Genomic DNA, 23,743 nt, shown 5'->3' on the forward strand with positions numbered 1-23,743 from the left:
TGCCCTCAATTATATCGACCGACCCTTTGAGCAATATCCCCGAGACCGCCGAGGTGGCCGAGATCGAAGAGGGCGCCGATCCGATCGAGCCCAGCGAGCAGCGGCCTTTCGTCATCGATCCGGCCCAGCACGGCCAGCGGCTGGACCGCGCGCTTGCCGCGCTGGTACCCGAATTTTCCCGCAGCTATCTGCAGCAATTGATCGAGGCTGGCGCGGTGGAGCTGCAGGGCCGCACACTCACCAAGGTCTCGGCCACAGTGAAGGCGGGGCAGGCCGGTCGCATCGAATTGCGCCCCACGCCCCAGAGCCAGGCCTTCCGGCCCGAGGCGATGGACATCGTCACTGTGTACGAGGACGAGCACCTGCGCATCGTCGACAAGCCCGCCGGCCTCGTGGTGCATCCGGCGCCCGGGCACTGGAGCGGCACGCTGCTGAACGGCCTGCTGGCGCTGGACCCGAAGGCAGTGCTGCTGCCGCGCGCCGGCATCGTGCACCGGCTCGACCGCGACACCAGTGGACTGATGGTGGTGGCGCGCACCCGCGCCGCCATGGACGCGATGGTGGCGTTGATCGCCGCCCGCGAGGTCAAGCGGCAGTACCTGGCCATCGGCCACAAGCCTTGGGAGGGCGCCGCAGCCCGCCAGGTCGACGCCCCCATCGGCCGCGACCCGCGCAACCGGCTGCGCATGGCCGTGGTCGATCTCGAGCGGCATGCGGGCAAGACGGCACGCACGCTGATCGAGCGGCTCGACAGCAACGCCGAAGGCTGTGCCGTGCGCTGCACGCTCGAAACCGGGCGCACCCACCAGATCCGCGTGCACATGGCGTCGATCGGGCATCCGCTGGTGGGCGATGCGCTCTACGGCGGCGCGCCGGCTGCCGGGCTGTCTCGCCAGGCGCTCCATGCATTCAGGCTGGCCTTCGTGCATCCCGTCACGCAAGAGGCGATGGAGTTCCGTTCGCCGCCACCGCCAGATCTCGTCCAGGCTTTGCAGTCCTGGGGGCTGGATTACAATCGCGCCTGACGGCCCGAGGGCCGCGCCGGTCACCCAAGGCCGGCCTTGCGTTGCATTTGCCGCGTGCCTGCAGCGCCTACTCCTTTCATCCTTCTGAACAAGCGTCCCTGAGGCGCCTTTTCCCGGATAACGCGAACCATGAATACGGCGGATGCCAAGCGCATTCTCGAAACCGCCTTGATCTGTTCGAGCCAGCCGTTGCCGGTGCGCGATATGCGCGTGCTGTTCGACGACGAACTGGGTGTGGACACCATCAAGGTGCTGTTGCTTGAACTGCAGGAAGACTGGGCGCAACGCGGCCTGGAGCTTGTGAGCGTCGGCAGCGGCTGGCGCTTCCAGAGCCGGCCGGAGATGCGCGACCACCTCGACCGCCTGCACCCCGAGAAGCCGCCGCGCTACACGCGCGCCGCACTCGAAACGCTGGCCATCATTGCCTATCGGCAGCCGGCCACGCGCGGCGACATGGAAGACATCCGCGGCGTGACGATCAATTCGTTGATCCTTAAGCAACTGGAAGATCGCGGCTGGGTCGAAGTCATCGGCCACCGCGAAACGGTCGGCCGCCCGGCGCTGTACGCAACCACGCGCCAGTTTCTTGACGACCTGGGCCTTGCCTCGCTCGATCAGCTCCCGCTGATCGAGACGCCCGCGCAGCAGGCCGCGCTGGTCGATGCGCTCGAACGGGCGTCGGGTGAGCAGCAGGGGCTGCCTATCGATGCCGCGCCGGAGGCCGAAGCATTGGCCGAGGGCGATGCGGATGCATCGGCGATGGCAGAGCTGGAGCCCGCCGCAGCCGAAGCCGAAGTGACTGAGGCGGAGCAGGAAGTCGCTGCCTCGCAGCAAGACGAAGCAGTGCCGGCAGAAGAGCCCGCCGTCATCGACATGGCGCCAGAAGTCGCCGAAGAAGCGGTCGAAGCCGCCGAAGCGCAGTTTGCCGAGAACGCGGCAGACACCGAATCCCCCGCCGAGCCCGCCCAGGCGCCGTCGCCAGAACCCGATGCCCCGTCCCAGGACGAGGCCGACCCTCACGCTCCCTCTCCCGGAAAAACCTCATGAGCACAACCGACACCGAAGACGCGGCGATGCTGCCGGCCGAGCCCGAAGTCAAAAAGAAGAAGAGGGCGACCACGCCCAAGAAGGCTGCGGTTGATGCTATTGAATCGGTAGCGCCAGAGGTCACGGCGCAGGAAGTCACCGCACCGGCAGAGGCTGAAGCACCCAAGAAGCCGCGTGCGCCCCGCAAGAAGAAGCCAGTGGAGCAGGACAAGGCTTTGGTGTCGCCTGGTGCGGAGCCGCCCGAAGTGGCTGAGCCAAAAGCCGCTGCTGCTGTTGTCGCCGAGGAAGCCCCGATTGCCGTCGCCGCTGCCGCAGAAGAAGTTCGTGAGCCTGCGCCGGTAGAGGCCGCCTCCCAGGCACCTCAGCCCGAACAAGTCGATCGCATCCACGACCAGGACGACGAAGAGCGGGACGAGGACGAAGACGAAGAAGAGCCCGACGAGGAAGAAGACGACCTCGACCGTGCCCGTCGCGCCGCCGAGCGCGAGCAGCGCAATGCGTTGCCGCCCGAGCCGATCCGCTTCGCGGACGTCATCTCCGGCCAGTTCGATGCCGACGAAGAAAGCCCCGAAGTCCCGCCGCTCAAGCGCGTGCTGCTGCCCGAGGCCGATTCGCCCAAACTGCACAAGGTGCTGGCGCAGGCCGGCCTCGGCTCGCGGCTCGAAATGGAGCAGCTGATTCTCCAGGGCCGCATTTCCGTCAACAACGAGCCGGCCCACATCGGCCAGCGCATCCAGTTCGGCGACCAGGTCAAGATCAACGGCAAGCCGATCCGCTACCGCATCGCGCCTCCGCCGCCCCGCGTGATCGCGTACCACAAGCCCGTGGGCGAGGTGGTCACGCATGACGATCCGCAGAACCGCCCGACCGTGTTCCGCAAGCTGCCGCGCCTGCAGCAGGGCAAGTGGCAGTCGGTCGGTCGTCTCGACCTGAACACCGAAGGCCTGCTGCTGTTCAGCAGCTCCGGCGACCTGGCCAATCAGCTCATGCACCCGCGCTTCGGCCTGGAGCGTGAGTACGCCGTGCGCGTGCTGGGCGCGCTCACCAGCGAAGAAAAGCAGAAGCTGCTCGACGGCGTGCGCCTCGACGACGGTATGGCGCAGTTCGGCACCATCGAAGACGGTGGCGGCGAGGGCTCGAATTGCTGGTATCGCGTGACCATTTCCGAAGGGCGCAACCGCGAAGTGCGCCGCCTGTTCGAGTCGGTGGGCCATGCGGTCAGCCGGCTGATCCGCATCCGCTACGGTGCCATGGTGCTGCCGCGCGGCCTGAAGCGCGGTGCCTGGATGGAGCTCGACGAGCGCGACATCCGAGCGCTGTTCCAGGCCTCCGGTGGCGCGGCTGCCCGGCCCGGTCCGCAACAGCAGCAGCGCGGCCCCGGGCAGGAGGGCGGTGGCGGCAATGGTCGCAACGGACGCAACAAGAAGCGCCGGGGCAACCGCAATGGCGGCGGTGGTGGCCAGCCGCCGCGCGACATGCGCGATGCACGCGAAGATGGCGGACGCGAAGCGCCGATTCCGAATCCGCTTGGAGATGGCCGTCCGCCGCGCGGCGACCGGGGTGCCCGCCCCAATCGTGGCGGTGGCAATGGCGGCCCGCCCCAGGGGCAGGGACGCCGTGGCAACAGCGGCAACCGCCAGGGCGGCGGCAATCGCCAGCAGGGCGACGACCGTCAACCGAGCGGCGCCAACCAGCCCGATCCGATGAAGACCTCGTTGGGGTACATCGGTGCCGACAGCTTCTCGCGCCAGCGCAAGGAGCAGCGCGGAGGCCCGCGTCGTGGTGGAGGCGGGGGCGGTGGTGGCGGCTTCGGCGGTCAGGGCGGCCAAGGCGGCGGACGCCGTCGCGGGCGCTGAAAGCCAGCCGTCGGAGCGCGGCCTTTCGCGGGGTTTTCACCAATCCGCAAGGCTGCGCCGGTTAAAATCAGAGGCTTTGTCGATATGTGACGCAACAAATTCGTTGCAGTTGTGACAAAACACTTCAAAATCAAAGCTCCAGGAAGCATTTCAATGGCTATCGAACGTACCCTCTCCATCATCAAGCCCGACGCAGTTGCCAAGAACGTCATCGGCAAGATCGTTTCCCGTTTTGAAGCTGCTGGCCTCAAGATCGTCGCCGCCAAGCTGGTGCACCTGTCGCGCAACGAAGCCGAACAGTTCTACGCCGTGCACAAGGAGCGTCCCTTCTTCAAGGACCTCGTCGAGTTCATGATCTCGGGCCCCGTGTTCGTGCAAGTGCTCGAAGGCGAAAACGCCATCGCCAAGAATCGCGATCTGATGGGCGCCACCGACCCCAAGAAGGCAGCCGCCGGCACCATCCGCGCCGACTTCGCCGACAGCATCGACGCCAACGCCGTGCACGGTTCGGACGCTGCCGAAACCGCAGCGAACGAAGTCGCTTTCTTCTTCGCCGGCCTCAACGTCTACGCACGCTGAAGCCGCATCTCGACCGATTCCATGACCACGGCCAATCTGCTCGACTTCGATCTCGAGGGGTTGGCTGCGTTCTGCGAAAAACTCGGCGAGAAAAAATTCCGCGCCACGCAGCTGTTCCGCTGGATTCACCAGCGTGGCGCCAGCGACTTCACCCAGATGACCGATCTGGCGAAGTCGCTGCGCGAGAAACTCGCGACCACTGCGCGCGTGGAGGCCCTGCCGGTCATCACGCAGCACGAATCCAAGGACGGCACGATCAAGTGGCTGTTCGACGTCGGTGACGGCAATGCCGTCGAAGCCGTATTCATTCCCGAGGACGACCGCGGCACCTTGTGCGTGTCGTCCCAGGCCGGCTGTGCGGTCGGTTGCCGCTTTTGCTCGACCGGGCATCAGGGCTTCAGCCGCAACCTGAGCACGGGCGAAATCGTCGCCCAGCTCTGGTTTGCCGAACACTTCCTGCGCAAGCACCTGAAGCGCGACGAGCGCGTCATCTCCAACGTGGTGATGATGGGCATGGGCGAGCCGCTTCAGAACTACTCGGCGCTGGTGCCCGCGCTGCGCACCATGCTCGACGACAATGCCTACGGGCTGTCGCGCCGCCGCGTGACGGTGTCGACTTCCGGCGTGGTGCCGATGATCGACCGCCTGGGCGCCGATTGCCCGGTGGCCATGGCCGTTTCGCTGCATGCGCCGAACGACGCGCTACGCGACGACCTCGTGCCGCTCAATCGCAAATACCCGATCGCCGAACTGATCGAGGCCTGCAAGCGCTATCTGGCGCATGCGCCGCGCGATTTCATCACCTTCGAATACTGCATGCTGGATGGCGTGAACGACCAGCCCGAGCATGCGCGGCAACTCCTCGAACTGGTGCGCACGCACGGCATCTCGTGCAAGTTCAACCTGATTCCTTTCAACCCGTTTCCGGCCTCGGGTCTGCTGCGTTCGCCGCAGCCGCGCGTGCTGGCATTCGCCAGGACGCTGAGCGAAGCTGGTCTCGTGACTACGGTGCGCAAGACGCGCGGTGATGACATCGATGCCGCCTGCGGCCAGCTCGCCGGCGACGTCAAGGACCGCACCCGCGCGGCCGAGCGCATGGCCCAGCGCCGTGCAACCGAGCGCCCCGTTGTTTTGCATCCGGTCCGCAAGGCCGCCCCCCAGGAGCATTGAACTGATGAGCATGGTCATTCCGACGACGACCGCGAATGTGCAGCGGATGCTGACTACAGGTTTCGCGGGTGTCGCCGTGGCGTTGCTGCTTGCGGGCTGCGTGAACACGCGCACCACCACCACCAGCCTGGCCGACACCAGCTCGGGCAAGGGGACCGAGGTGGTCACCGAATCCGACGAGTCCAGCCGGCAGCGCCGCGCGCGCCTGCGCATGGAACTGGCCGCCGGCTATTTCGAGCATGGCCAGACCACCGTCGCGCTCGACGAGATCAAGCAGGCGCTGGTCGCCGACCCCAATAACGCCGACGCCTACAACCTGCGCGGCCTGGTCTACATGCGGCTCGACGATGCCGGCATGGCCGAAGACAGCTTCCGCCGTGCCATCGCCATCAATCCGCGCGACCCCAACGCGCGCCACAACTACGGCTGGCTGCTGTGCCAGCAGAACCGCTATGGCGATGCGGCTGCGCAGTTCACCGAGGCGCTGGCAGTGCCGAGCTATGCCGACCGCGCCAAGACGCTCATGACGCAGGGCGTGTGCGAGCTCAAGGCCGGGCAGCGCGTGCAAGCCGAGCGCAGCCTCATGCAGGCCTACGAGATCGACGCCGGCAATCCGGTGGTTGGCTTCAACCTTGCTTCGGTGTTGGCGCAGCGCGAAGAATGGTCGCGCGCGCAGTTCTACATTCGCCGCGTCAACAACAGTGCCTCGGCCAGCGCCGAGACGCTCTGGCTCGGCATCAAGATCGAACGAAAGCTGAACAACCGCGAGGCAGTCGCGCAGTTGGGAGGCCAACTGCAACGACGCTTCCCCCAGTCGCGGGAGGCAACAGCGTACGAGCGCGGGAATTTCAATGACTGATCGGGTTTCGGAGTTCGGCACTTCCGCAGCGCTGCCGCTGGAAGAAGGCGACATCACGCACAAGACCGCCGGCGACCTGCTGCGCGAAGCGCGCGAGGCCCATGGCCTGCACATCGAGATGGTGGCGGCCGCCCTCAAGGTGCCGCCGCAGAAGCTCATGGCGCTTGAAGCGGACGACATTGCCTCGTTGCCGGACCCGGTCTTCGCTCGCGCCCTGGCGAGCAGTGTCTGCCGTGCTTTGCGCATCGACCCGGCGCCCGTGCTTGCGAAGCTGCCCAGCACGCAAAGGGTGTCGCTGGCCGAGGCCGACCGAACCCTTCGGACGAACATCACCTCGGGCACGCCGCGCTGGAACAGCAGCGGACGCTCCAGCGGGCTGCCTTCGCGCGGATTGTTGATCGTGGTGCTGGTGCTGCTGGTTGGCGCGGCTGCGTTGTTCTGGTTGCCGCAATCGGTGTTCGACCAGATCAGTGTTTCCGTGTCGCGCCTGACGGCGCGCAGCGAGGCCGATACGGAATCGGCGCCAGCGAACGGACCGGCTTCGGCCAGCGCAACTGGCGCCGTGGCCGAAACGGTGCCCTCGCAGGCTGTGGCACCGAGCGCTCCGGTGGGCCAAGCGCCCGCCGCAGTCGCTGCCAATGCGCCATCTGCCCCCGCAGCGGTTGCGGTTGCCCCCGCCGCGCCCGTGGCGACTGCCGCAAGCGCAAGTAGCCAGCAACTCGTTTTCGTGGCACGTGAAGAGTGCTGGATCACCGTAACCGAAGCCGGCGGCAAGCAGTTGCTGCGTCGCAGCCTGCAGGCCGGCGAAACGGTCGGCCTGTCGGGCGCGCTGCCACTGTCGGTGGTGGTGGGCCGTGCGTCGGCGGTCGATGTGCAGGTAAGCGGCAAGCCTTACGATCTGACGCCTGTCACGCGCGGCGGTGGCGTGGCGCGCTTCGAGGTGAAATCGTGACCGACTGCTATCCCGATCCCATTCCATCGGCGGCGCCCAAGGCGCGCCGCTCGCGCCAGTCCAGCGTGACCTGGGGCTCGCGTGTGGTTACGGTGGGTGGCGACGCCCCCGTGCGCGTGCAGTCCATGACCAACACCGACACCGTGGATGCCATCGGCACCGCGATCCAGGTGAAGGAGCTGGCCATCGCCGGCTCGGAAATGGTCCGTATCACAGTCAACACGCCCGAAGCCGCTGCGCAGGTGCCCTACATCCGCGAGCAGCTCGATCGCATGGGCATCGACGTGCCGCTGATCGGCGACTTCCACTACAACGGCCACCGTCTGCTCACCGACTATCCGGCCTGCGCCGAAGCGCTGAGCAAGTACCGCATCAACCCCGGCAACGTGGGCAAGGGCGACAAGCGCGACCGCCAGTTCGGCCAGATGATCGACGCGGCCATGCGCTGGAACAAGCCGGTGCGCATCGGCGTCAACTGGGGCAGCCTCGACCAGGAACTGCTCGCCAGCCTGATGGACACCAACAGCCAGCGCGCTGAGCCGTGGGACGCCAAGCAGGTGATGTACGAGGCGCTGATCACCTCGGCCATCGAGTCCGCGAAGCTCGCCGAATCGATGGGCATGGCCGGCAACCAGGTCATCCTGTCGTGCAAGGTGAGCGGTGTGCAGGACCTGATCTCGGTTTACCGCGAGCTGGCCCGCCGCTGCGACTATGCGCTGCACCTGGGCCTCACAGAGGCCGGCATGGGCACCAAGGGCACGGTGGCATCGGCCACGGCGCTGTCGATCCTGCTGCAGGAGGGCATCGGCGACACCATTCGCGTGTCGCTCACGCCGCAGCCGGGCGAGTCGCGCACGCAGGAGGTGGTGATCGCCTCCGAAATCCTCCAGGCGCTGGGGCTGCGCGTGTTCGTGCCCAGCGTTACGGCCTGCCCGGGCTGCGGCCGCACCACCAGCACTACTTTCCAAGAGTTGGCCAAGCAGATCGACGACTATCTGCGCATGCAGATGCCGGTCTGGCGCAAGAAATATCCGGGCGTTGAGACGATGAAGGTGGCCGTCATGGGCTGCATCGTCAACGGCCCTGGCGAGAGCAAGCATGCCGACATCGGCATCAGCCTGCCCGGCACCGGCGAGGCACCCGCCGCGCCGGTCTTCATCGACGGCGAAAAGGCACTCACGCTGCGCGGCGACAATATCGCCAACGAGTTTCACCAGCTCGTCGAAACCTACATCGAAAAGCGCTTCGGCGGCGAACACGCTGTCGCGGCCTGACACCTCCGCAGACTCATGGCTGAAAAATTGAATGCCGTCAAAGGCATGAACGACATATTGCCGCCCGAATCGGCGCGCTGGGAATGGCTCGAGGCCACCGTGCGCGACCTGATGGGGCGCTATGCGTACCGTAACGTCCGCACGCCGATCCTCGAGCACACGGCGCTGTTCGTGCGCGGCATCGGCGAAGTGACGGACATCGTCGAGAAGGAGATGTACTCCTTCCACGACCGTTCGGACAAATACGGCGACAACGACCACCTGACGCTGCGCCCCGAGAACACCGCCGGTATCGTGCGGGCCGCGATCGAGCACAACATGCTCTACGACGGCGGCAAGCGCCTGTGGGCCATCGGGCCGATGTTCCGGCGCGAAAAGCCGCAGCGCGGGCGTTTCCGGCAGTTCCACCAGATCGACGTCGAGGCGCTGGGCTTTGCTGGTCCCGACGTCGACGCTGAATTGATCCTGCTCGCGAGCGCGCTCTGGAAGGCGATCGGCCTGACCGACGTGCGGCTGGAGCTCAACAGCCTTGGCCAACCGGCAGAGCGGGCGCAGCACCGTGCCCAGCTCATCGCGCATTTCGAGGCGCATGCCGACAAGCTCGACGAGGACGGCAAGCGCCGCCTGCACAGCAACCCGCTGCGCATCCTCGACACCAAGAATCCGGCGATGAAGGATGTGGTCGAGTCGGCGCCGAGACTGATGGATTTCCTCGGTGCCGAATCGCTGGCGCACTTCGAGGGGTTGAAGGCCATCCTCGATGCCAACGGCGTTGCCTACACCATCAACCCGCGCCTCGTGCGCGGCCTCGACTACTACAACCTCAGCGTGTTCGAGTTCGTGACCGACCGGCTCGGCTCGCAGGGCACGGTGTGCGCCGGCGGCCGCTATGACGGCCTGTTCGAGCAACTCGGCGGCAAGTCGGCGCCTGCAGTGGGATGGGCGATCGGCGTGGAGCGCGTGCTCGACCTCATGAAGGAGCAGGGCACCCAGATCCCGGTACGGGCCCCCGATGTCTATGCCGTCGTGCCCGATGCCTCCGCCATGCCGGTGGTGCTGCGCACGCTGCAGCAGTTGCGTGACGCCGGCGTGCGTGTGCAGATGCACGCCGCCACGGCGGATGGCCTCGGCAGCTTCAAGTCGCAGTTCAAGCGGGCCGACAACAGCGGCGCCACCTACGCCCTGATCTTCGGCGCCGATGAACTTGCACGCGGCGAAGTGACTCTCAAGGCGCTGCGCGACGGAAGCGGCGCGCAAACCTCCCGGCCACTTGCTGAAGTGGCCGCCTGGGCCGCCACCCTACAATCGCCGGCTCCCAACAACTGACAGCGCATGGCAACCCATCTCGACCTCGAAGAACAGGAACAGCTCGACCAGCTCAAGCATTTCTGGAATACCTACGGCACCCTGATCACTTCGGTCGTGCTGCTCGTCGCTGGCGCCTTCGTGGCCTGGAACGGCTGGCAATGGTATGGCCGCAACAAGGCGGCGCAGGCCTCGTCGCTCTACGACGAGGTCGAGAAGACGGCGCAGGCGGGCGACCCGGCACGCATCGCTCTCGTGCTCGACGACATGAAGAAGCGCTTCGCCGGCACCGCCTACGCGCAACAGGCCGGCCTGCTGGTCGCCAAGACGCTGTACGAGAAGGGCAATGCCGCAGGCTCGCGCGCCGAGCTCGAATGGGTCGCGCAGAATGCCATCGACCCCGGCTACAAGGCCATCGCCCGGCTGCGGCTGGCAGCTGAACTGCTCGACAGCAAGTCTTACGACGATGCCCTCAAGCAGCTCGACGGCAGCGTGCCCAAGGAATTCGAACCGCTGGTAGCCGACCGCAAGGGCGATATCTACCTGGCTCAAGGCAAGCGGGCCGAAGCGCAGACCGAATACCGCAAGGCGTGGACCGGCCTTGGCGCCACCTCGGACTATCGCCGTCTGGTTGAAATCAAGCTCAACGCGGTCGGTGTCGATCCGAAGAGCCTGGCACCCGTCGTCACCGTCACACCCGCAGCCCCCAAAACTCCCTGACCGCATCATGAATTTCAAGCGTTTCATGCCTGAATCGACCGCCCTGCGTGCGGGATCAGCTCTTGTTTTGGTAGCGTTTCTCGCCGCCTGTTCTGGCACCAGCAAGCCGAAGCCGGCCGAGCTGCCTGCCAACCCGGCCCTGATGGGCGTGCGCCAGGCCTGGACTGTGCGCATCCCCGATGTCCAGTTCCCGCTCAGCACCGACGTCAGCGGCGACACGGTTACCGTGGCTGGCAGCGACGGCACGGTGGTCGCCATCGATGCTCGCGCCGGCCGCGAAACCTGGCGCGTCAGCGCCGGTGCTCCGCTGGCTGCAGGTGTTGGCAGCGACGGGTCGATGGCCGCGGTCGTCACCACCAGCAACGAGCTGGTCGCCATCGAGAACGGCAAGGTCCTGTGGAAGCAGAAGCTCTCGGCCCAGGCTTTCACCGCACCGCTGGTGGCAGGCCGCCGCGTGTTCGTGCAGACCGCCGACCGCAGCATCAGCGCTTGGGATGGCCAGAGCGGCCGTCGCCTCTGGATCCAGCAGCGCGCCGGAGAAAACCTGGTGCTGCGCAAGTCGGGCGTGCTCATCGCCGTGGGCGACACGCTGGTGGCCGGCATCGGCGGCCGTCTGGTCGGCATCAACCCCGCCAACGGCACTTCGCGCTGGGAGTCGCCCATTGCGGCTCCGCGCGGCACCAACGACGTGGAGCGCCTGGTCGACCTGACCGGCAGCGTGAGCCGCTTTGGCGACACGGTTTGCGCCCGCGCTTACTACGCCAGCGTCGGCTGCGTCGAGACCTTGCGAGGTTCGCTGGTCTGGAGCAAGCCGGCTTCGGGCGCGGACGGCGTCAGCGGCGACAGCGGTTTTGTCTACGGCACCGAGTCCGACGGCAGCGTCGTGGCCTGGCGCCGTGCCGATGGTGAACGCGCCTGGCAGATGAGCCGCTTCAAGAGTCGCAACCTCACCGCACCGCTGGCCGTGGGCCGTTCGCTGATCGTCGGCGAAGACACCGGCACGCTGCATTTCGTCTCGCGCGAAGACGGTGCGCTGCTCAATCGCATCACGCCCGATGGCTCGGCCATCACCGTCACGCCGGTACTGGCCGGCAACACGGTCGTGGTGGTGACTGCCAAGGGTGGCGTTTTTGGCTATCGCCCTGAATAACTTTTCTTTCTTTTTCCAAGGCCCGACCATGAATACCGAGCCATCGAAAGGCCGGCCATGAAGCCGGTCGTGGCCCTGGTCGGGCGGCCCAACGTTGGCAAATCGACCCTCTTCAACCGCCTGACCCAGACGCGCGACGCCATCGTCGCCGACTTCGCCGGACTCACGCGCGACCGTCACTACGGCAACGGCCGCCTGGGCAAGCACGAGTTCATCGTGATTGACACCGGCGGCTTCGAGCCTGACGCGGGCAGCGGCATCTACAAGGAAATGGCCAAGCAGACTCGGCAGGCCGTGGCCGAGGCCGACGTGGTGATCTTTGTGGTCGACGCCCGTGAGGGCCTTTCCGCGCAAGACCATGACATCGCCAACGAGTTGCGCCGTCTCGGCAAACCCTGCGTGCTGGCGGCCAACAAGGCCGAGGGCATGCACGACGGCACCAAGCTGGTCGACTTCTACGAACTCGGCTTCGGCGACGTGCATGGCGTGTCGGCTGCGCACGGGCAGGGCATGCGCGACCTTGTCGAGCTTGCCCTCGAGCCGCTGAACCTGCCTGATCCCGACGACGAGACGGACGAGGACGAGGTCAACAAGCCGATCAAGCTGGCCGTGGCCGGCCGGCCTAATGTGGGCAAGTCCACGCTGATCAACACCTGGCTGGGTGAAGAGCGCCTGGTGGCCTTCGACATGCCGGGCACGACGCGCGACGCTATCTCCGTGCCCTTCGAGCGAAACGGCCAGCGCTTCGAGCTGATCGACACGGCCGGCCTGCGTCGTAAGGGCAGGGTGTTCGAGGCGATCGAGAAGTTCTCGGTGGTCAAGACGCTGCAGGCCATCGAGTCGGCCAATGTCGTGCTGCTGCTGCTCGACGCCACGCAGGGCGTGACCGACCAGGATGCGCACATTGCCGGCTACATCCTCGAGAGTGGCCGCGCGGTGGTGATCGCCATCAACAAGTGGGACGCGGTCGACAGCTATCAGCGCGAGCAGATCCAGCGGCAGATCGAGACCCGGCTGCCGTTCCTGAAGTTCGCGGCGCTGCATTTCATCTCGGCCATCAAGCGCCAGGGCCTGGGCCCGGTGTGGCAGGCGATTGCGCAGGCCCACAAGTCGGCCACGCGCAAGATGTCGACCCCGGTGCTGACACGCCTGCTGCTGGAGGCGGTGCAGTTCCAGGCGCCCAAGCGTGGCGGCATGTACCGCCCCAAGCTGCGCTATGCGCATCAGGGGGGTATGAACCCGCCGGTGATCGTGATCCACGGGAATTCGCTGGAGCATGTCACCGACGCTTACAAGCGCTTCCTCGAGGGGCGCTTCCGCAAGGAATTCGACCTTGTGGGTACCCCCTTGCGCATCGAGTTCAAGAGCTCGCACAATCCATTTGCCGACAAGGACGATTGAGGGAGCTTGGCCGCCGATGGCGGCCAATGAGTTGCAGCAGGAGTGGAAGTTCCGCCTTTTGAGAACCGTTATTTTCTCAAGGCTTTTGACCCCGATTGCTGCAGCGCAGAAACCCTGTGTTAAGGTCATCTCTCCAACAACTACTCTTGAACACGGAGAATATCGTGAGCAATAAAGGGCAACTTCTGCAAGACCCGTTTCTGAACACCCTGCGTCGTGAGCACGTGCCGGTTTCCATTTATTTGGTGAACGGTATCAAGCTGCAGGGCCAGATCGAGTCTTTTGACCAGTACGTCGTGTTGCTTCGCAATACGGTGACGCAAATGGTCTACAAGCACGCCATTTCCACCATCGTGCCGGGTCGTGCCGTCAACTTCTCGGCTGCCGAGAACGACGACGCCGCAGCCTGATCGCGCGGAGCGCGGCAGCTCTGCTGCCGCGCTTTTTCCCAATTTCTGATCCCGCTTGTCTGAACTGATCCCCCGCCAGGAAGGCGCCGCCGTTCTCGTCGGCGTCGATTTCGGGCTGCCCCATTTCGACAGCGAACTCGAGGAACTCGGCCTGCTTGCGCAGACCGCGGGCCTGACGCCCGTCGCCCGTCTTGCGTGCAAGCGCAAGGCGCCCGATGCGGCATTGTTCGTTGGTAGCGGCAAGGCCGAAGAAATCAAGGAGCTGGCCGCCCTGTACAGGGCGAGCGAGGTCATCTTCGACCAGGCCCTGAGCCCTGCGCAGCAGCGCAACCTCGAGCGCCAGCTCGACGTCGCCGTTTACGACCGAACCTTCCTCATCCTCGAGATCTTCGCCCAGCGCGCGCGTTCGCACGAAGGCAAGCTGCAGGTCGAGCTGGCTCGCCTGCAGTACCTCAGCACGCGGCTGGTCCGTCGCTGGTCCCACCTGGAGCGCCAGACCGGCGGTGCCGGTGTGCGCGGCGGCCCGGGTGAAAAGCAGATCGAGCTCGACCGCCGGATGATCAGCGAGTCGATCAAGCGCACACGCGAGCGTCTCGCCAAGGTGCAGAAGCAGCGCGGCACGCAGCGCCGCCAGCGCGAGCGCCGCGAGACCTTCAACATCTCCCTGGTGGGCTACACCAACGCGGGCAAGTCGTCGTTGTTCAATGCGCTGGTCAAGGCCCGCGCCTATGCGGCTGACCAGCTGTTCGCCACGCTCGACACCACCACGCGCAACCTCTACCTGGGCAATACCGAAGATGGACGGAGGCGGCAGGTGTCGATCTCCGACACCGTGGGCTTCATCCGCGACCTGCCGCACGGCCTGGTCGATGCCTTCAAGGCCACGCTGCAGGAGGCGGTCGACGCCGACCTGCTGCTGCACGTGATCGACGCCTCCAACCCGCATTACCCCGAGCAGATGGCCGAGGTGCAGGCGGTGCTGCGCGAGATCGGTGCCGACACCGTTCCGCAGCTTTTGGTATTCAACAAGCTCGACGCCCTTGAAAGCGCGCAACATCCGCTGCATCTGCAGGACGAGATGGAAATCGACGGCGTGCAGGTCCCCCGCATCTTCCTCAGCGCCAAGAGCGGCGAGGGCGTGCCGCTGCTGCGCGCCGAGCTCGCCCGGCAGTCGGGTTCCGTAGCCGATACGATGACCCCTGGGGCAAACGCTGAATTGCACGATGCAGCCGATTGATTGGGCACAATCCCGCCACTGACAAGAGAACGAAGCGAATGAATTCAAAGCCAGCGCGGAGAGGGTTTCTGGGCATGTTCAACCTGAACGATGGCCGATGGGGGCGCGGCGACGAGCCGTCGTCCTCCAACGGCGACCGCCCGGCCGGCAACCGCCCCCCCGATGCCAATCCCCCGGGCGCACCGACGCCTCCGCCTCCGGGCAACAACAGCAACGACAACCGTCCCCGCGGACAAGGCCCCAACCAGGGCCCGCCCGACCTCGACGAACTCTGGCGTGACCTCAATCGCAAGCTCGGTGGCTTCTTCGGCGGCAAGGGTGGCGGCAACCGTCCCAACGGCGGCAGCAGCGGCGGTGGTGGCAACGGCTACAGGCCCGACATGAAAAACGCAGGATTCGGCCTCGGCCTCGTGGCCGCAGTGGCCGTCCTGATCTGGCTCGGCACTGGCTTCTTCATCGTGAACGAAGGCCAGCAGGCCGTCGTCACGCAGTTCGGCAGCTACAAGAGCACCGTGGGTGCAGGCTTCAACTGGCGCCTGCCGTATCCCATTCAGCGCCACGAAGTGGTGGTGACCACGCAGATCCGCTCCGCTGACGTGGGCCGCGATGCCATCGTGCGCTCCACCGGCCTGCGCGAATCGGCCATGCTGACCGAAGACGAGAACATCGTCGAAATCAAGTTCGCCGTCCAATACCGCCTGAGCGACCCGCGCGCATGGCTCTACGAGAGCAAGTCGCCTGCCGACACCGTCGTGCAGGTGGCCGAAACCTCCGTGCGCGAGGTGGTAGGCAAGATGAAGATGGACGCCGCGCTGGCCGAAGAGCGCGACCAGATCGCACCGCGCGTGCGTGCGCTGATGCAGACCATCCTCGACCGCTACAAGATCGGCGTCGAAGTCGTCGGCATCAACCTGCAGCAGGGCGGCGTGCGTCCGCCCGAGCAGGTGCAGGCTGCGTTCGACGACGTGCTCAAGGCTGGCCAGGAGCGCGAGCGCACCAAGAACGATGCACAGGCCTACGCCAACAACGTGGTGCCGCTCGCCACCGGTACGGCTTCGCGCCTGAAGGAAGAGTCCGAGGCCTACAAGGCGCGGATCGTGGCGCAGGCCCAGGGTGATGCAGGCCGCTTTAGCGCGGTGCTGGCCGAGTACCAGAAAGCCCCGCAGGTGACGCGCGACCGCATGTACACCGACGCCATGCAGCAGATCTACGCCAGCACGACCAAGGTGCTGGTCGACAGCAAGCAGGGCTCGAACCTGCTGTACCTGCCGCTCGACAAGCTCATGCAGATGAGTGGCAACAGCGGCGCCGCCGCGGCCACCCCGGTCGATGCGGCCAGTCCCAACGTTGCCGGCACCGCGCCGGCCCAGTCCTCGGTGATCCCGGTGGCCCCTGCGACGACCGACGTGCGTGGCCGCGATGGCCGCTCGCGTGACCGCGACGTGCGTTGAGAAAGGCCCGAAAGAATATGAACAGAATCGGATTCATCGCCACGTCGATCCTCGTGCTGCTCGTGCTGGCAAGCTCGACCCTCTTCGTGGTCGACCAGCGCCAGTTCGGCGTGGTCTATGCCCTCGGCCAGATCAAGCAGGTCATTACCGAGCCCGGCCTGAACTTCAAGCTGCCGCCGCCGTTCCAGAACGTGTCGTACATCGACAAGCGCCTGCTGACGCTGTCGAGCGTGGACACCGAGCCCATGCTCACCGCCGAGAAGCAGCGCGTGGTGATCGACTGGTACGTGCGCTGGCGCATCTCCGACCCGCAGGCCTACATCCGTAACGTCGGCCTCGACGAGAACGCCGGTGCAATGCAGCTCAACCGCGTGGTGCGCAATGCGTTCCAGGAGAACATCAACAAGCGCACCGTGCGCGACCTGATCTCGGTGCGCCGCGAAGCCCTCATGGCCGACGTGCAGCGCGAAGTGCTGTCGGTGGTGAAGGGCGCCAAGCCCTGGGGTGTGGACGTGGTCGACGTGCGCATCACGCGTGTCGACTATGTAGAGGCCATCACCGAATCGGTCTATCGCCGCATGGAAGCCGAACGCAAGCGCGTGGCCAACGAGCTGCGTTCGACCGGTACGGCTGAAGGCGAAAAGATTCGCGCCGATGCCGATCGCCAACGCGAGGTGATCGTGGCGAACGCCTACCGCGACGCCCAGAAGATCAAGGGCGAGGGCGATGCCCAGGCCGCTTCCGCTTACAGCGAAGCCTTCGGCCGCGATCCGCAGTTTGCGCAGTTCTACCGAAGCCTCGATGCCTACAAGCAGAGCTTCAACAAGAAGAGCGACGTGATGGTGCTCGACCCATCGTCGGACTTCTTCCGCGCCATGCAAGGCTCGGGCTCCACCACCAACGCATCTCGTCGTTGATTCTTCGCCAGGAGCCGTGAGCGCCGACACTTTCTGGAGCGCATTGGCGCTCGTCCTGGTGATCGAAGGCATCCTGCCTTTCGTCTCGCCGGGAGGGTGGCGGCGCGGCTTCGGGCAGCTCATGCAGCTGCGCGACGGTCAGCTTCGTTTCTTCGGACTTTGCAGCATCCTGCTGGGTTTGATACTGCTCTGGATCCTGGCCTAGTCTTGGGCTGGTCGCGGTCCCGGTAGAATCCCGGTTTAACCACGCCCCCGATCCCCATGTCCGCCTGGGTCCTCCCGGATCACATTGCCGATGTGCTGCCCTCCGAGGCGCGCCACATCGAAGAACTTCGACGCCAGCTGCTCGATACCGCCCGTGGCTATGGCTACGAGCTGGTGATGCCGCCGCTGCTCGAGCATCTCGAATCGCTGCTCTCGGGCACCGGCGAGGCACTCGATCTCCAAACCTTCAAGCTTGTCGACCAGCTTTCCGGCCGCAGCATGGGCCTGCGTGCCGACACCACCCCCCAGGTGGCGCGCATCGATGCCCACCTGCTGAACCGTGACGGTGTTGCCCGCCTGTGCTATTGCGGTCCGGTGCTTCACACCCGGCCAGATCGCCCGCACGCCACCCGTGAGCCCCTGCAGTTCGGCGCCGAGATCTACGGCCATGCCGGTCTCGAAGCGGACACCGAAACCCTGCTGCTGGCGCTCGACTGCCTCGATGCCGCCGGCCTGCGCGACGGCGTGATCGTCGACCTGGCCGATGCTCGCATCGTGCGCGCCTTGTTCGCTGGCGTGCCGGTCGATGCGGCCGCGCTGGCCCGGGTGCATGCAGCGCTGGCCGCCAAGGACGCGAGCGAACTCGAATCGCTCACCAAGGATTTCCCCGCCGCCTCGCGCGAGGGGCTGCGTGCCCTCATCCAGCTGTACGGCGACGCGTCGGTGCTCGACGAGGCCGCCAAGGCCCTGAAAGGCACGCCCGCAGTGGGTGCTGCCCTGGCCGACCTGAAGCAGCTCGCCGCCGGTTTGCAGGGCGTGGCCGGTCGCCAGATCAGCTTCGACCTGGCAGACCTGCGCGGCTATGCGTATTACAGCGGCATGCGCTTCGGCATCTACGTGCCCGGCGCGGCCGATTCGCTGGTTCGTGGTGGCCGCTACGACGAGGTGGGGGCCGTGTTCGGCCGCAACCGTCCGGCGGTCGGCTTCAGCCTCGACGTGCGCGAACTGGTTGGCGTGCTGCCGGCCCGCCCGCTGCGCGCCGCCATCCGTGCACCCTGGAGCGACGCGGCCGGGCTGCGTCAGGCAATTGCCCAATTGCGCAAGGCCGGCGAAACGGTAGTCTGCGTGCTGCCGGGCCATGGCAGCGAAATCGATGAATTCCACTGCGACCGCGAGCTCGTCGAGCAAGCTGGCCAGTGGAATGTCCGAGCGATCTGAATTTTTGAAGTAATGGAACGAGCATGAGCGTAACCACCGGAAGAAACGTGGTCGTCGTCGGCACCCAATGGGGCGACGAGGGCAAAGGCAAGCTGGTCGACTGGCTGACGGAAAGCGCCCAGGGTGTGGTCCGTTTCCAGGGCGGCCACAACGCGGGCCACACGCTGGTCATCAACGGTGTGAAAACCGCGTTGCACCTGATCCCGAGCGGCATCATGCGGCCTGGCGTCAAGTGCTACATCGGCAACGGCGTGGTGCTGTCGGCCGCCAAGCTGTTCGAGGAAATCGAAGGGCTGGAGAAGGCTGGCGTCGAGGTGCGTTCGCGCCTGCGCATCAGCGAGGCCTGCCCGCTGATCCTGCCGTTCCATGCCGCGCTGGACATCGCGCGCGAGGCCTACCGCGAAAAGGGCGGCATCGAGAAAATCGGCACCACCGGCCGCGGCATCGGCCCGGCCTACGAAGACAAGATCGCCCGCCGCGCCCTGCGCGTGCAGGACCTGAAGCACCCCGAGCGTTTCGCGGCCAAGCTGCGCGTGTTGCTCGACCTGCACAACCACGTGCTGACGCAGGTGCTGAGCGCCCCGGCCATCGACTTCGACGAAGTCTTCAACGAGGCCATGAGGCACGCCGAGCTGCTCAAGCCCATGATGGCCGACGTTTCGCGCGAGCTGAACGACGCGCACAGGAACGGCGCCAACCTGCTGTTCGAAGGCGCGCAGGGCACGCTGCTCGACGTTGACCACGGCACCTACCCGTACGTCACTTCCAGCAACTGCGTGGCCGGCAATGCCGCTGCCGGTTCGGGCGTGGGCCCGGGCATGCTGCACTACATCCTCGGCATCACCAAGGCCTACTGCACGCGCGTGGGCGGCGGTCCGTTCCCCACCGAACTCGACTGGGCCACGCCCGGCACCCCGGGCTACCACATGAGCACCGTGGGCGCCGAAAAGGGCGTGACCACCGGTCGCAGCCGACGTTGCGGCTGGTTCGACGCCGCGCTGCTCAAGCGCTCGGCGCAGGTCAACGGCCTGTCGGGCCTGTGCATCACCAAGCTCGACGTGCTGGACGGCCTCGAAAAGCTCGAGCTGTGCACCGGCTACGAACTCGACGGCGAAATCACCGACATCCTGCCGATGGGCGCTGACGAGATCGAGCGCTGCACGCCGATCTACGAAACCCTCGAAGGCTGGAGTGAAAGCACCGTCGGCGTCACGCAGTACGACAAGCTGCCGATCAATGCGCGCCTGTACCTGCAGCGCATCGAGCAGGTCACTGGCGTGCCGATCCACATGGTGTCGACCAGCCCCGACCGTGACCACACGATCATGATGCGCCACCCCTACCTGGCCGACTGAAGAGGAAAAGAAGAACCATGTTGACCGAAGACGGCAAGCATCTCTACGTCAGCTACGACGAGTACCACAACCTGATCGAAAAGCTCGCGATCAAGGTGCACCAGTCGGGCTGGCAGTTCGACACTATCCTGTGCCTGGCGCGCGGCGGCATGCGCCCTGGCGACGTGCTCTCGCGCATCTTCGACAAGCCGCTGGCGATCATGTCGACCAGCTCGTACCGCGCCGACGCCGGCACGGTGCAGGGCCACCTCGACATCGCCCGCTTCATCACCACGCCCAAGGGCGAGATTGCCGGCCGCGTGCTGCTGGTGGACGACCTGGCCGACTCGGGGCACACGCTGCATGCCGTGATGGACATGCTGCGCAACAACTACCCGCCCATCACCGAGCTGCGCAGCGCGGTGATCTGGACCAAGGCGCTGTCGACCTTCACGCCCGACTACCAGGTGGAATTCCTTGCCACCAACCCGTGGATCCACCAGCCTTTCGAAGGCTACGACTCCATGGGCGCCGAGAAGCTGATCGAGAAGTGGTCGGTCTGATCCATCGGCCGACCCTTCGGCAATAAGCGGCGCTGCCGGCTCACCCGGCGTCGCTGAGCATCGCGGTATAGCGCCGCTGCATTTCTTCCGGCGTCAGCTTCTCGATGCTGTGCCCCACGTTCCAGCGATGGCCGAAGGGGTCGTGAAAGACGCCGGAACGTTCCCCATAAAACTGATCCTGCGGCGCCATGTTCAACGTGGCGCCCGCGGCGACCGCGCGCGCCACCACCGCGTCGGCATCGTCCACGTGCAGGTGCAGCGTGACGGCCGTGCCGCCCAGCGTCTTTGCGCTGTGGATGTTGAATTCGGCGAATTCGTCCGAGATCATCAGGATCGCGCCATTGTTGAAGTCCAGCTCCGCATGGCCGATGCGACCGCTCGGCTCGGTCAGGCGAAAGATTTCCTTCACCTCGAAGACCTTGCAATAGAACTCGATGGCTGCGCCGGCATCGTGGACGCAGAGGTACGGAAACAGTTCGTGGATGGCCATGCTCTTGTCCAGTCGGGTTGATGAGACGGCTGCGATTCTGGCGACCGTTGCTTTTCAAGTCTTGAACAAATTTGACCTGCGGGTGAGTAGTCAGATTCGCACATGCCGGGACGATGCTGGCGCTGCCCGCCGGTACGCCTGCGGCGACATACCGGCGATGGCCATGAAGTCGCGGTTGAAGTGCGCCTGGTCGCTGTAGCCGGCCTGCAGCGCCAGATCTACCCAGGGCTGGGTGGGGTCCATGGCGAACTGCCCGATCACGCGGTCGAAGCGCCGCATGCGCGCGTACTGCTTGGGCGCCAGGCCAGTCATGCCGCGGAACAGAGCGATGAAGCGCCGGTGGCTGTAGCCGCTTTGCTTCACCAGTTCGCGGATGGCGCCGGCCTGCGCATCGTCGTCACGGGCGCTCGCGCTTGCCATGCTGGCCAGTGCCTGCGCCACCGCAGGATGCAGTCCGTGCATGGCGGAGGCGGCGAGGCGTGCGCCCAGCAGGGCATCGGCGATCGCTAGTTGCCGCGTCAGCGAGTCGGTGCCGTGGAACTGCTCTAACGCGAAGTCAGCGTCCGCGCCCCAGAGCGCGTCCAGCGATGTGTGGCGGTCGGCCAGCGCGTCCTCGGGTACACCGAGCAGCGCCTTGGCCGCCCCCGGCTGCAGCATGGCGCCCACCGAGCGTGTTTGCACCGACACGTCGCGCACGAAGAACGCCGAGCGGGCTCCGCCCACCATGGCATGGCCCACCGTGAAGCCCCGCGCATCGGCATCGTCCTGGAACAGGCGCAAGGGCGGCCCCGAAAGCCGGAACACGAGGTGCATGCCACCCGTGGGCAGCACGTGTTCGCGCGCGCCCGGCCGTCCCTCGTGCGGCTCATCGGGCGCGGAGGCCCACAGGAGCCGCACAAAGGGCCGCAGATGGGGGGAGGGTGGTCGGGTCAGCTGCATGACGCGGGAAGTGTCTGCCGAGCCGCCACGCGGCGCAATCACCGCGTCCGCGAAATCCCCGGATGCGGCGCTCGCGCTAGCATCGCTCCATGAGCAAGCCTTCCACGACCCTGATCCACCACCCCTACGTTCCGCCAGCCACCTTCGCCGCGCCGCAGCCCGGCGTGTTCAAGGCATCGACCGTGTTCTTCGCCGACGTGGCCGCCATGCGCGCGCGCGACTGGCGCACCAAGGCTGGCTATACCTACGGCCTGCACGGCACGCCCACCACCTTCACGCTCGAAGAGCGCCTGGCCACGCTCGAAGGCGGCACCGAATGCCTGCTCGTGCCCAGCGGGCTTGCGGCCATCGCGCTGGTGTCGTTCGCCTTCCTCAAGACCGGCGACGAGGTGCTGATCCCCGACAACGCCTACGGTCCCAACAAGGCGCTGGCCACCGGCGAACTGGCGAATTTCGGCATTACCCATCGCATGTACGACGCGATGAATCCGGCCGACCTCGCGGCCAAGCTGTCGGACCGCACGCGGCTGGTCTGGGTCGAGGCGGCGGGCTCGGTGACGATGGAGTTTCCCGACCTGCCTGCGCTCGTGAACGTTTGCCGCGCGCGCGGCGTGATGACCGCGCTCGACAACACCTGGGGCGCGGGCCTGGCCTTTGCGCCTTTCGATTTCAACGACAGCGGGCAGGGCGTCGACATCTCGGTGCACGCGCTCACCAAGTACCCGAGCGGCGGCGGCGACGTGCTCATGGGCAGCGTGATCACGCGCGACGAGCGGCTGCACCGCGCGCTCAAGCTCACGCACATGCGCATGGGCTTCGGCATCGGCGTGGGCGACGTAGAGACGTTGCTGCGCTCGCTGCCCAGCATCGCGTTGCGCTATGCCGCCCACGACCGCGCGGCGCGCGAGTTGGCCGGCTGGCTCAACGGCTGCGACGAGATCGCGCAGGTGCTGCACCCCGCGCTCGAAGACTCGCCCGGGCACGTGCACTGGCGCGCGCTGTGCGGCGAGACCGACCTGGCCGCAGGCCTGTTCTCGGTGGTGTTCGACGAGCGCTACAGCACCGAGCAGGTCGACCGTTTCTGCGACAGCCTGCAGCTGTTCCGCCTCGGCTATTCGTGGGGCGGTCCCATCAGCCTGGTGGTGCCGTACGACATCGGCCTGATGCGCGATGCCTCCGTGGCACGCTGGCCTTACAAGGGCACGCTCGTTCGTTTTTCGATCGGCCTCGAAGACGTGGAGGACCTGCGCGCCGACTTGCAGCAGGCGCTGGCGCGGATGTAAAAAATCGCTTCTCACTCTCTGGGAGCGTCAGTGGGTACCGTCTTGGGACTGCACCGTTATCGCTTACAGTAGGCCACGCGCAGTCACCCTGACTGCCTCGCCCAAGGAGAAGCAGTGGCAACACCCAATTACGGCTACGAGAAGCGCCAGAAAGAGCTGGCCAAGAAGAAGAAGAAGGAAGAAAAGCTCCGGGAAAAGGCGAACCGCAAACTCAATCCGAGCAGCGACGGCTTGGCCCCCGGAGATCCGGAAACCGACGTGGCCTCGCTCGAACGCGATCCACCCACGGTGCCCGAGTTGCCCACCAAGAACGGTTGATCCGCTCCTGGCGTACCCATCAAGAAGCCGCCGCAGGCCTG

At 66.0% G+C, this 23,743-nt stretch carries 24 protein-coding genes; 22 read left to right on the plus strand and 2 right to left on the minus strand.

Going from position 1 to position 23,743, the window contains the following annotated elements:
* The first annotated feature begins 26 nt into the window (after nucleotides 1-26).
* From BMW87_RS19475 to BMW87_RS19570, 20 genes are all read left to right on the plus strand, one after another.
* The gene (locus tag BMW87_RS19475) at nucleotides 27-1,025 is read left to right on the plus strand and encodes an RluA family pseudouridine synthase (protein WP_371258826.1); all 999 of its coding nucleotides are present in this window, start codon (nucleotides 27-29) and stop codon (nucleotides 1,023-1,025) included.
* A gap of 129 nt (nucleotides 1,026-1,154) precedes the next feature.
* Nucleotides 1,155-2,072, plus strand: coding sequence for an SMC-Scp complex subunit ScpB (gene scpB, locus BMW87_RS19480; RefSeq protein ID WP_093078090.1), 918 nt, complete (start codon nucleotides 1,155-1,157; stop codon nucleotides 2,070-2,072).
* Complete coding sequence (locus BMW87_RS19485; protein WP_093078092.1) at nucleotides 2,069-3,928, plus strand: pseudouridine synthase; 1,860 nt, start codon at nucleotides 2,069-2,071, stop codon at nucleotides 3,926-3,928. Before scpB ends, BMW87_RS19485 begins: the two co-directional genes overlap by 4 nt.
* Nucleotides 3,929-4,081: 153 nt before the next feature.
* Entirely contained in the window at nucleotides 4,082-4,507 is a 426-nt protein-coding gene (ndk, locus tag BMW87_RS19490) for a nucleoside-diphosphate kinase (protein ID WP_093052220.1), read from the plus strand.
* A 21-nt stretch (nucleotides 4,508-4,528) separates the two neighbouring features.
* A complete protein-coding gene (rlmN, locus tag BMW87_RS19495; protein ID WP_093078093.1) occupies nucleotides 4,529-5,677 on the plus strand; it encodes a dual-specificity RNA methyltransferase RlmN in 1,149 nt (382 codons plus the stop codon).
* Nucleotides 5,678-5,681: 4 nt separating this feature from the next.
* Nucleotides 5,682-6,536, plus strand: coding sequence for a type IV pilus biogenesis/stability protein PilW (gene pilW / locus BMW87_RS19500; RefSeq protein WP_093052215.1), 855 nt, complete (start codon nucleotides 5,682-5,684; stop codon nucleotides 6,534-6,536).
* A complete protein-coding gene (locus BMW87_RS19505) occupies nucleotides 6,529-7,488 on the plus strand; it encodes a helix-turn-helix domain-containing protein (protein WP_093078095.1) in 960 nt (319 codons plus the stop codon). Before pilW ends, BMW87_RS19505 begins: the two co-directional genes overlap by 8 nt.
* The gene (ispG, locus tag BMW87_RS19510) at nucleotides 7,485-8,762 is read left to right on the plus strand and encodes a flavodoxin-dependent (E)-4-hydroxy-3-methylbut-2-enyl-diphosphate synthase (RefSeq protein WP_093052209.1); all 1,278 of its coding nucleotides are present in this window, start codon (nucleotides 7,485-7,487) and stop codon (nucleotides 8,760-8,762) included. The genes BMW87_RS19505 and ispG overlap by 4 nt, the downstream gene beginning before the upstream one ends.
* A gap of 15 nt (nucleotides 8,763-8,777) precedes the next feature.
* Nucleotides 8,778-10,088, plus strand: a complete 1,311-nt coding sequence (gene hisS / locus BMW87_RS19515) for a histidine--tRNA ligase (protein ID WP_093078096.1) — start codon at nucleotides 8,778-8,780, stop codon at nucleotides 10,086-10,088.
* A gap of 6 nt (nucleotides 10,089-10,094) precedes the next feature.
* Nucleotides 10,095-10,787: a YfgM family protein gene (locus tag BMW87_RS19520; protein ID WP_093052203.1), complete on the plus strand. Its 693-nt coding sequence runs from the start codon at nucleotides 10,095-10,097 to the stop codon at nucleotides 10,785-10,787.
* Between the two features lie 7 nt (nucleotides 10,788-10,794).
* The gene (gene bamB / locus BMW87_RS19525; protein ID WP_093078098.1) at nucleotides 10,795-11,937 is read left to right on the plus strand and encodes an outer membrane protein assembly factor BamB; all 1,143 of its coding nucleotides are present in this window, start codon (nucleotides 10,795-10,797) and stop codon (nucleotides 11,935-11,937) included.
* 57 nt (nucleotides 11,938-11,994) lie between these two features.
* The gene (der, locus tag BMW87_RS19530; protein WP_056598124.1) at nucleotides 11,995-13,338 is read left to right on the plus strand and encodes a ribosome biogenesis GTPase Der; all 1,344 of its coding nucleotides are present in this window, start codon (nucleotides 11,995-11,997) and stop codon (nucleotides 13,336-13,338) included.
* Nucleotides 13,339-13,502: 164 nt separating this feature from the next.
* Nucleotides 13,503-13,748, plus strand: coding sequence for an RNA chaperone Hfq (gene hfq, locus BMW87_RS19535; RefSeq protein WP_012747311.1), 246 nt, complete (start codon nucleotides 13,503-13,505; stop codon nucleotides 13,746-13,748).
* 55 nt (nucleotides 13,749-13,803) lie between these two features.
* Nucleotides 13,804-14,985 (plus strand): GTPase HflX, encoded by a 1,182-nt coding sequence (gene hflX, locus BMW87_RS19540; RefSeq protein WP_093078099.1) that lies wholly within the window; start codon nucleotides 13,804-13,806, stop codon nucleotides 14,983-14,985.
* A gap of 74 nt (nucleotides 14,986-15,059) precedes the next feature.
* Nucleotides 15,060-16,436 (plus strand): FtsH protease activity modulator HflK, encoded by a 1,377-nt coding sequence (gene hflK, locus BMW87_RS19545; RefSeq protein ID WP_093078101.1) that lies wholly within the window; start codon nucleotides 15,060-15,062, stop codon nucleotides 16,434-16,436.
* Nucleotides 16,437-16,453: 17 nt separating this feature from the next.
* Nucleotides 16,454-17,353 (plus strand): protease modulator HflC, encoded by a 900-nt coding sequence (gene hflC / locus BMW87_RS19550; RefSeq protein ID WP_093052191.1) that lies wholly within the window; start codon nucleotides 16,454-16,456, stop codon nucleotides 17,351-17,353.
* A gap of 16 nt (nucleotides 17,354-17,369) precedes the next feature.
* Nucleotides 17,370-17,558 (plus strand): DUF2065 domain-containing protein, encoded by a 189-nt coding sequence (locus BMW87_RS19555; protein WP_081269108.1) that lies wholly within the window; start codon nucleotides 17,370-17,372, stop codon nucleotides 17,556-17,558.
* A gap of 56 nt (nucleotides 17,559-17,614) precedes the next feature.
* Nucleotides 17,615-18,775 (plus strand): ATP phosphoribosyltransferase regulatory subunit, encoded by a 1,161-nt coding sequence (locus BMW87_RS19560; RefSeq protein WP_093078102.1) that lies wholly within the window; start codon nucleotides 17,615-17,617, stop codon nucleotides 18,773-18,775.
* Between the two features lie 23 nt (nucleotides 18,776-18,798).
* Complete coding sequence (locus BMW87_RS19565; protein ID WP_093078104.1) at nucleotides 18,799-20,130, plus strand: adenylosuccinate synthase; 1,332 nt, start codon at nucleotides 18,799-18,801, stop codon at nucleotides 20,128-20,130.
* A 17-nt stretch (nucleotides 20,131-20,147) separates the two neighbouring features.
* Nucleotides 20,148-20,672 (plus strand): phosphoribosyltransferase, encoded by a 525-nt coding sequence (locus BMW87_RS19570; protein WP_081269111.1) that lies wholly within the window; start codon nucleotides 20,148-20,150, stop codon nucleotides 20,670-20,672.
* A 40-nt stretch (nucleotides 20,673-20,712) separates the two neighbouring features.
* On the opposite strand, the gene BMW87_RS19575 is transcribed toward BMW87_RS19570, so the two are convergent.
* Together BMW87_RS19575 and BMW87_RS19580 are read right to left on the minus strand one after the other, a co-directional pair.
* The gene (locus tag BMW87_RS19575; protein WP_093052182.1) at nucleotides 20,713-21,162 is read right to left on the minus strand and encodes a VOC family protein; all 450 of its coding nucleotides are present in this window, start codon (nucleotides 21,160-21,162) and stop codon (nucleotides 20,713-20,715) included.
* A gap of 90 nt (nucleotides 21,163-21,252) precedes the next feature.
* On the minus strand, nucleotides 21,253-22,101 hold the full coding sequence (locus BMW87_RS19580) for an AraC family transcriptional regulator (protein ID WP_093078105.1): 849 nt from the start codon (nucleotides 22,099-22,101) through the stop codon (nucleotides 21,253-21,255).
* A gap of 89 nt (nucleotides 22,102-22,190) precedes the next feature.
* Between BMW87_RS19580 and BMW87_RS19585 the strand changes: the two genes are divergently transcribed.
* Both BMW87_RS19585 and BMW87_RS19590 read left to right on the plus strand, forming a co-directional pair.
* On the plus strand, nucleotides 22,191-23,384 hold the full coding sequence (locus tag BMW87_RS19585; RefSeq protein ID WP_093078107.1) for a PLP-dependent transferase: 1,194 nt from the start codon (nucleotides 22,191-22,193) through the stop codon (nucleotides 23,382-23,384).
* 114 nt (nucleotides 23,385-23,498) lie between these two features.
* A complete protein-coding gene (locus BMW87_RS19590) occupies nucleotides 23,499-23,702 on the plus strand; it encodes a hypothetical protein (protein ID WP_093052173.1) in 204 nt (67 codons plus the stop codon).
* Nucleotides 23,703-23,743: the final 41 nt, after the last annotated feature.

Origin of the sequence: Variovorax sp. OV084, assembly GCF_900111625.1 — a bacterium.
In the GTDB taxonomy this organism is placed as follows: domain Bacteria; phylum Pseudomonadota; class Gammaproteobacteria; order Burkholderiales; family Burkholderiaceae_C; genus Variovorax.

Coding starts and splice junctions, on each gene's coding strand:
- scpB (WP_093078090.1), top strand. CDS start 1,155: ATGAATACGGCGGATGCCAAGCGCATTCTCGAAACCGCCTTGATCTGT.
- BMW87_RS19485 (WP_093078092.1), top strand. CDS start 2,069: ATGAGCACAACCGACACCGAAGACGCGGCGATGCTGCCGGCCGAGCCC.
- ndk (WP_093052220.1), top strand. CDS start 4,082: ATGGCTATCGAACGTACCCTCTCCATCATCAAGCCCGACGCAGTTGCC.
- rlmN (WP_093078093.1), top strand. CDS start 4,529: ATGACCACGGCCAATCTGCTCGACTTCGATCTCGAGGGGTTGGCTGCG.
- pilW (WP_093052215.1), top strand. CDS start 5,682: ATGAGCATGGTCATTCCGACGACGACCGCGAATGTGCAGCGGATGCTG.
- BMW87_RS19505 (WP_093078095.1), top strand. CDS start 6,529: ATGACTGATCGGGTTTCGGAGTTCGGCACTTCCGCAGCGCTGCCGCTG.
- hisS (WP_093078096.1), top strand. CDS start 8,778: ATGGCTGAAAAATTGAATGCCGTCAAAGGCATGAACGACATATTGCCG.
- BMW87_RS19520 (WP_093052203.1), top strand. CDS start 10,095: ATGGCAACCCATCTCGACCTCGAAGAACAGGAACAGCTCGACCAGCTC.
- bamB (WP_093078098.1), top strand. CDS start 10,795: ATGAATTTCAAGCGTTTCATGCCTGAATCGACCGCCCTGCGTGCGGGA.
- der (WP_056598124.1), top strand. CDS start 11,995: ATGAAGCCGGTCGTGGCCCTGGTCGGGCGGCCCAACGTTGGCAAATCG.
- hflK (WP_093078101.1), top strand. CDS start 15,060: ATGTTCAACCTGAACGATGGCCGATGGGGGCGCGGCGACGAGCCGTCG.
- hflC (WP_093052191.1), top strand. CDS start 16,454: ATGAACAGAATCGGATTCATCGCCACGTCGATCCTCGTGCTGCTCGTG.
- BMW87_RS19560 (WP_093078102.1), top strand. CDS start 17,615: ATGTCCGCCTGGGTCCTCCCGGATCACATTGCCGATGTGCTGCCCTCC.
- BMW87_RS19565 (WP_093078104.1), top strand. CDS start 18,799: ATGAGCGTAACCACCGGAAGAAACGTGGTCGTCGTCGGCACCCAATGG.
- BMW87_RS19570 (WP_081269111.1), top strand. CDS start 20,148: ATGTTGACCGAAGACGGCAAGCATCTCTACGTCAGCTACGACGAGTAC.
- BMW87_RS19575 (WP_093052182.1), bottom strand. CDS start 21,162: ATGGCCATCCACGAACTGTTTCCGTACCTCTGCGTCCACGATGCCGGC.
- BMW87_RS19580 (WP_093078105.1), bottom strand. CDS start 22,101: ATGCAGCTGACCCGACCACCCTCCCCCCATCTGCGGCCCTTTGTGCGG.
- BMW87_RS19585 (WP_093078107.1), top strand. CDS start 22,191: ATGAGCAAGCCTTCCACGACCCTGATCCACCACCCCTACGTTCCGCCA.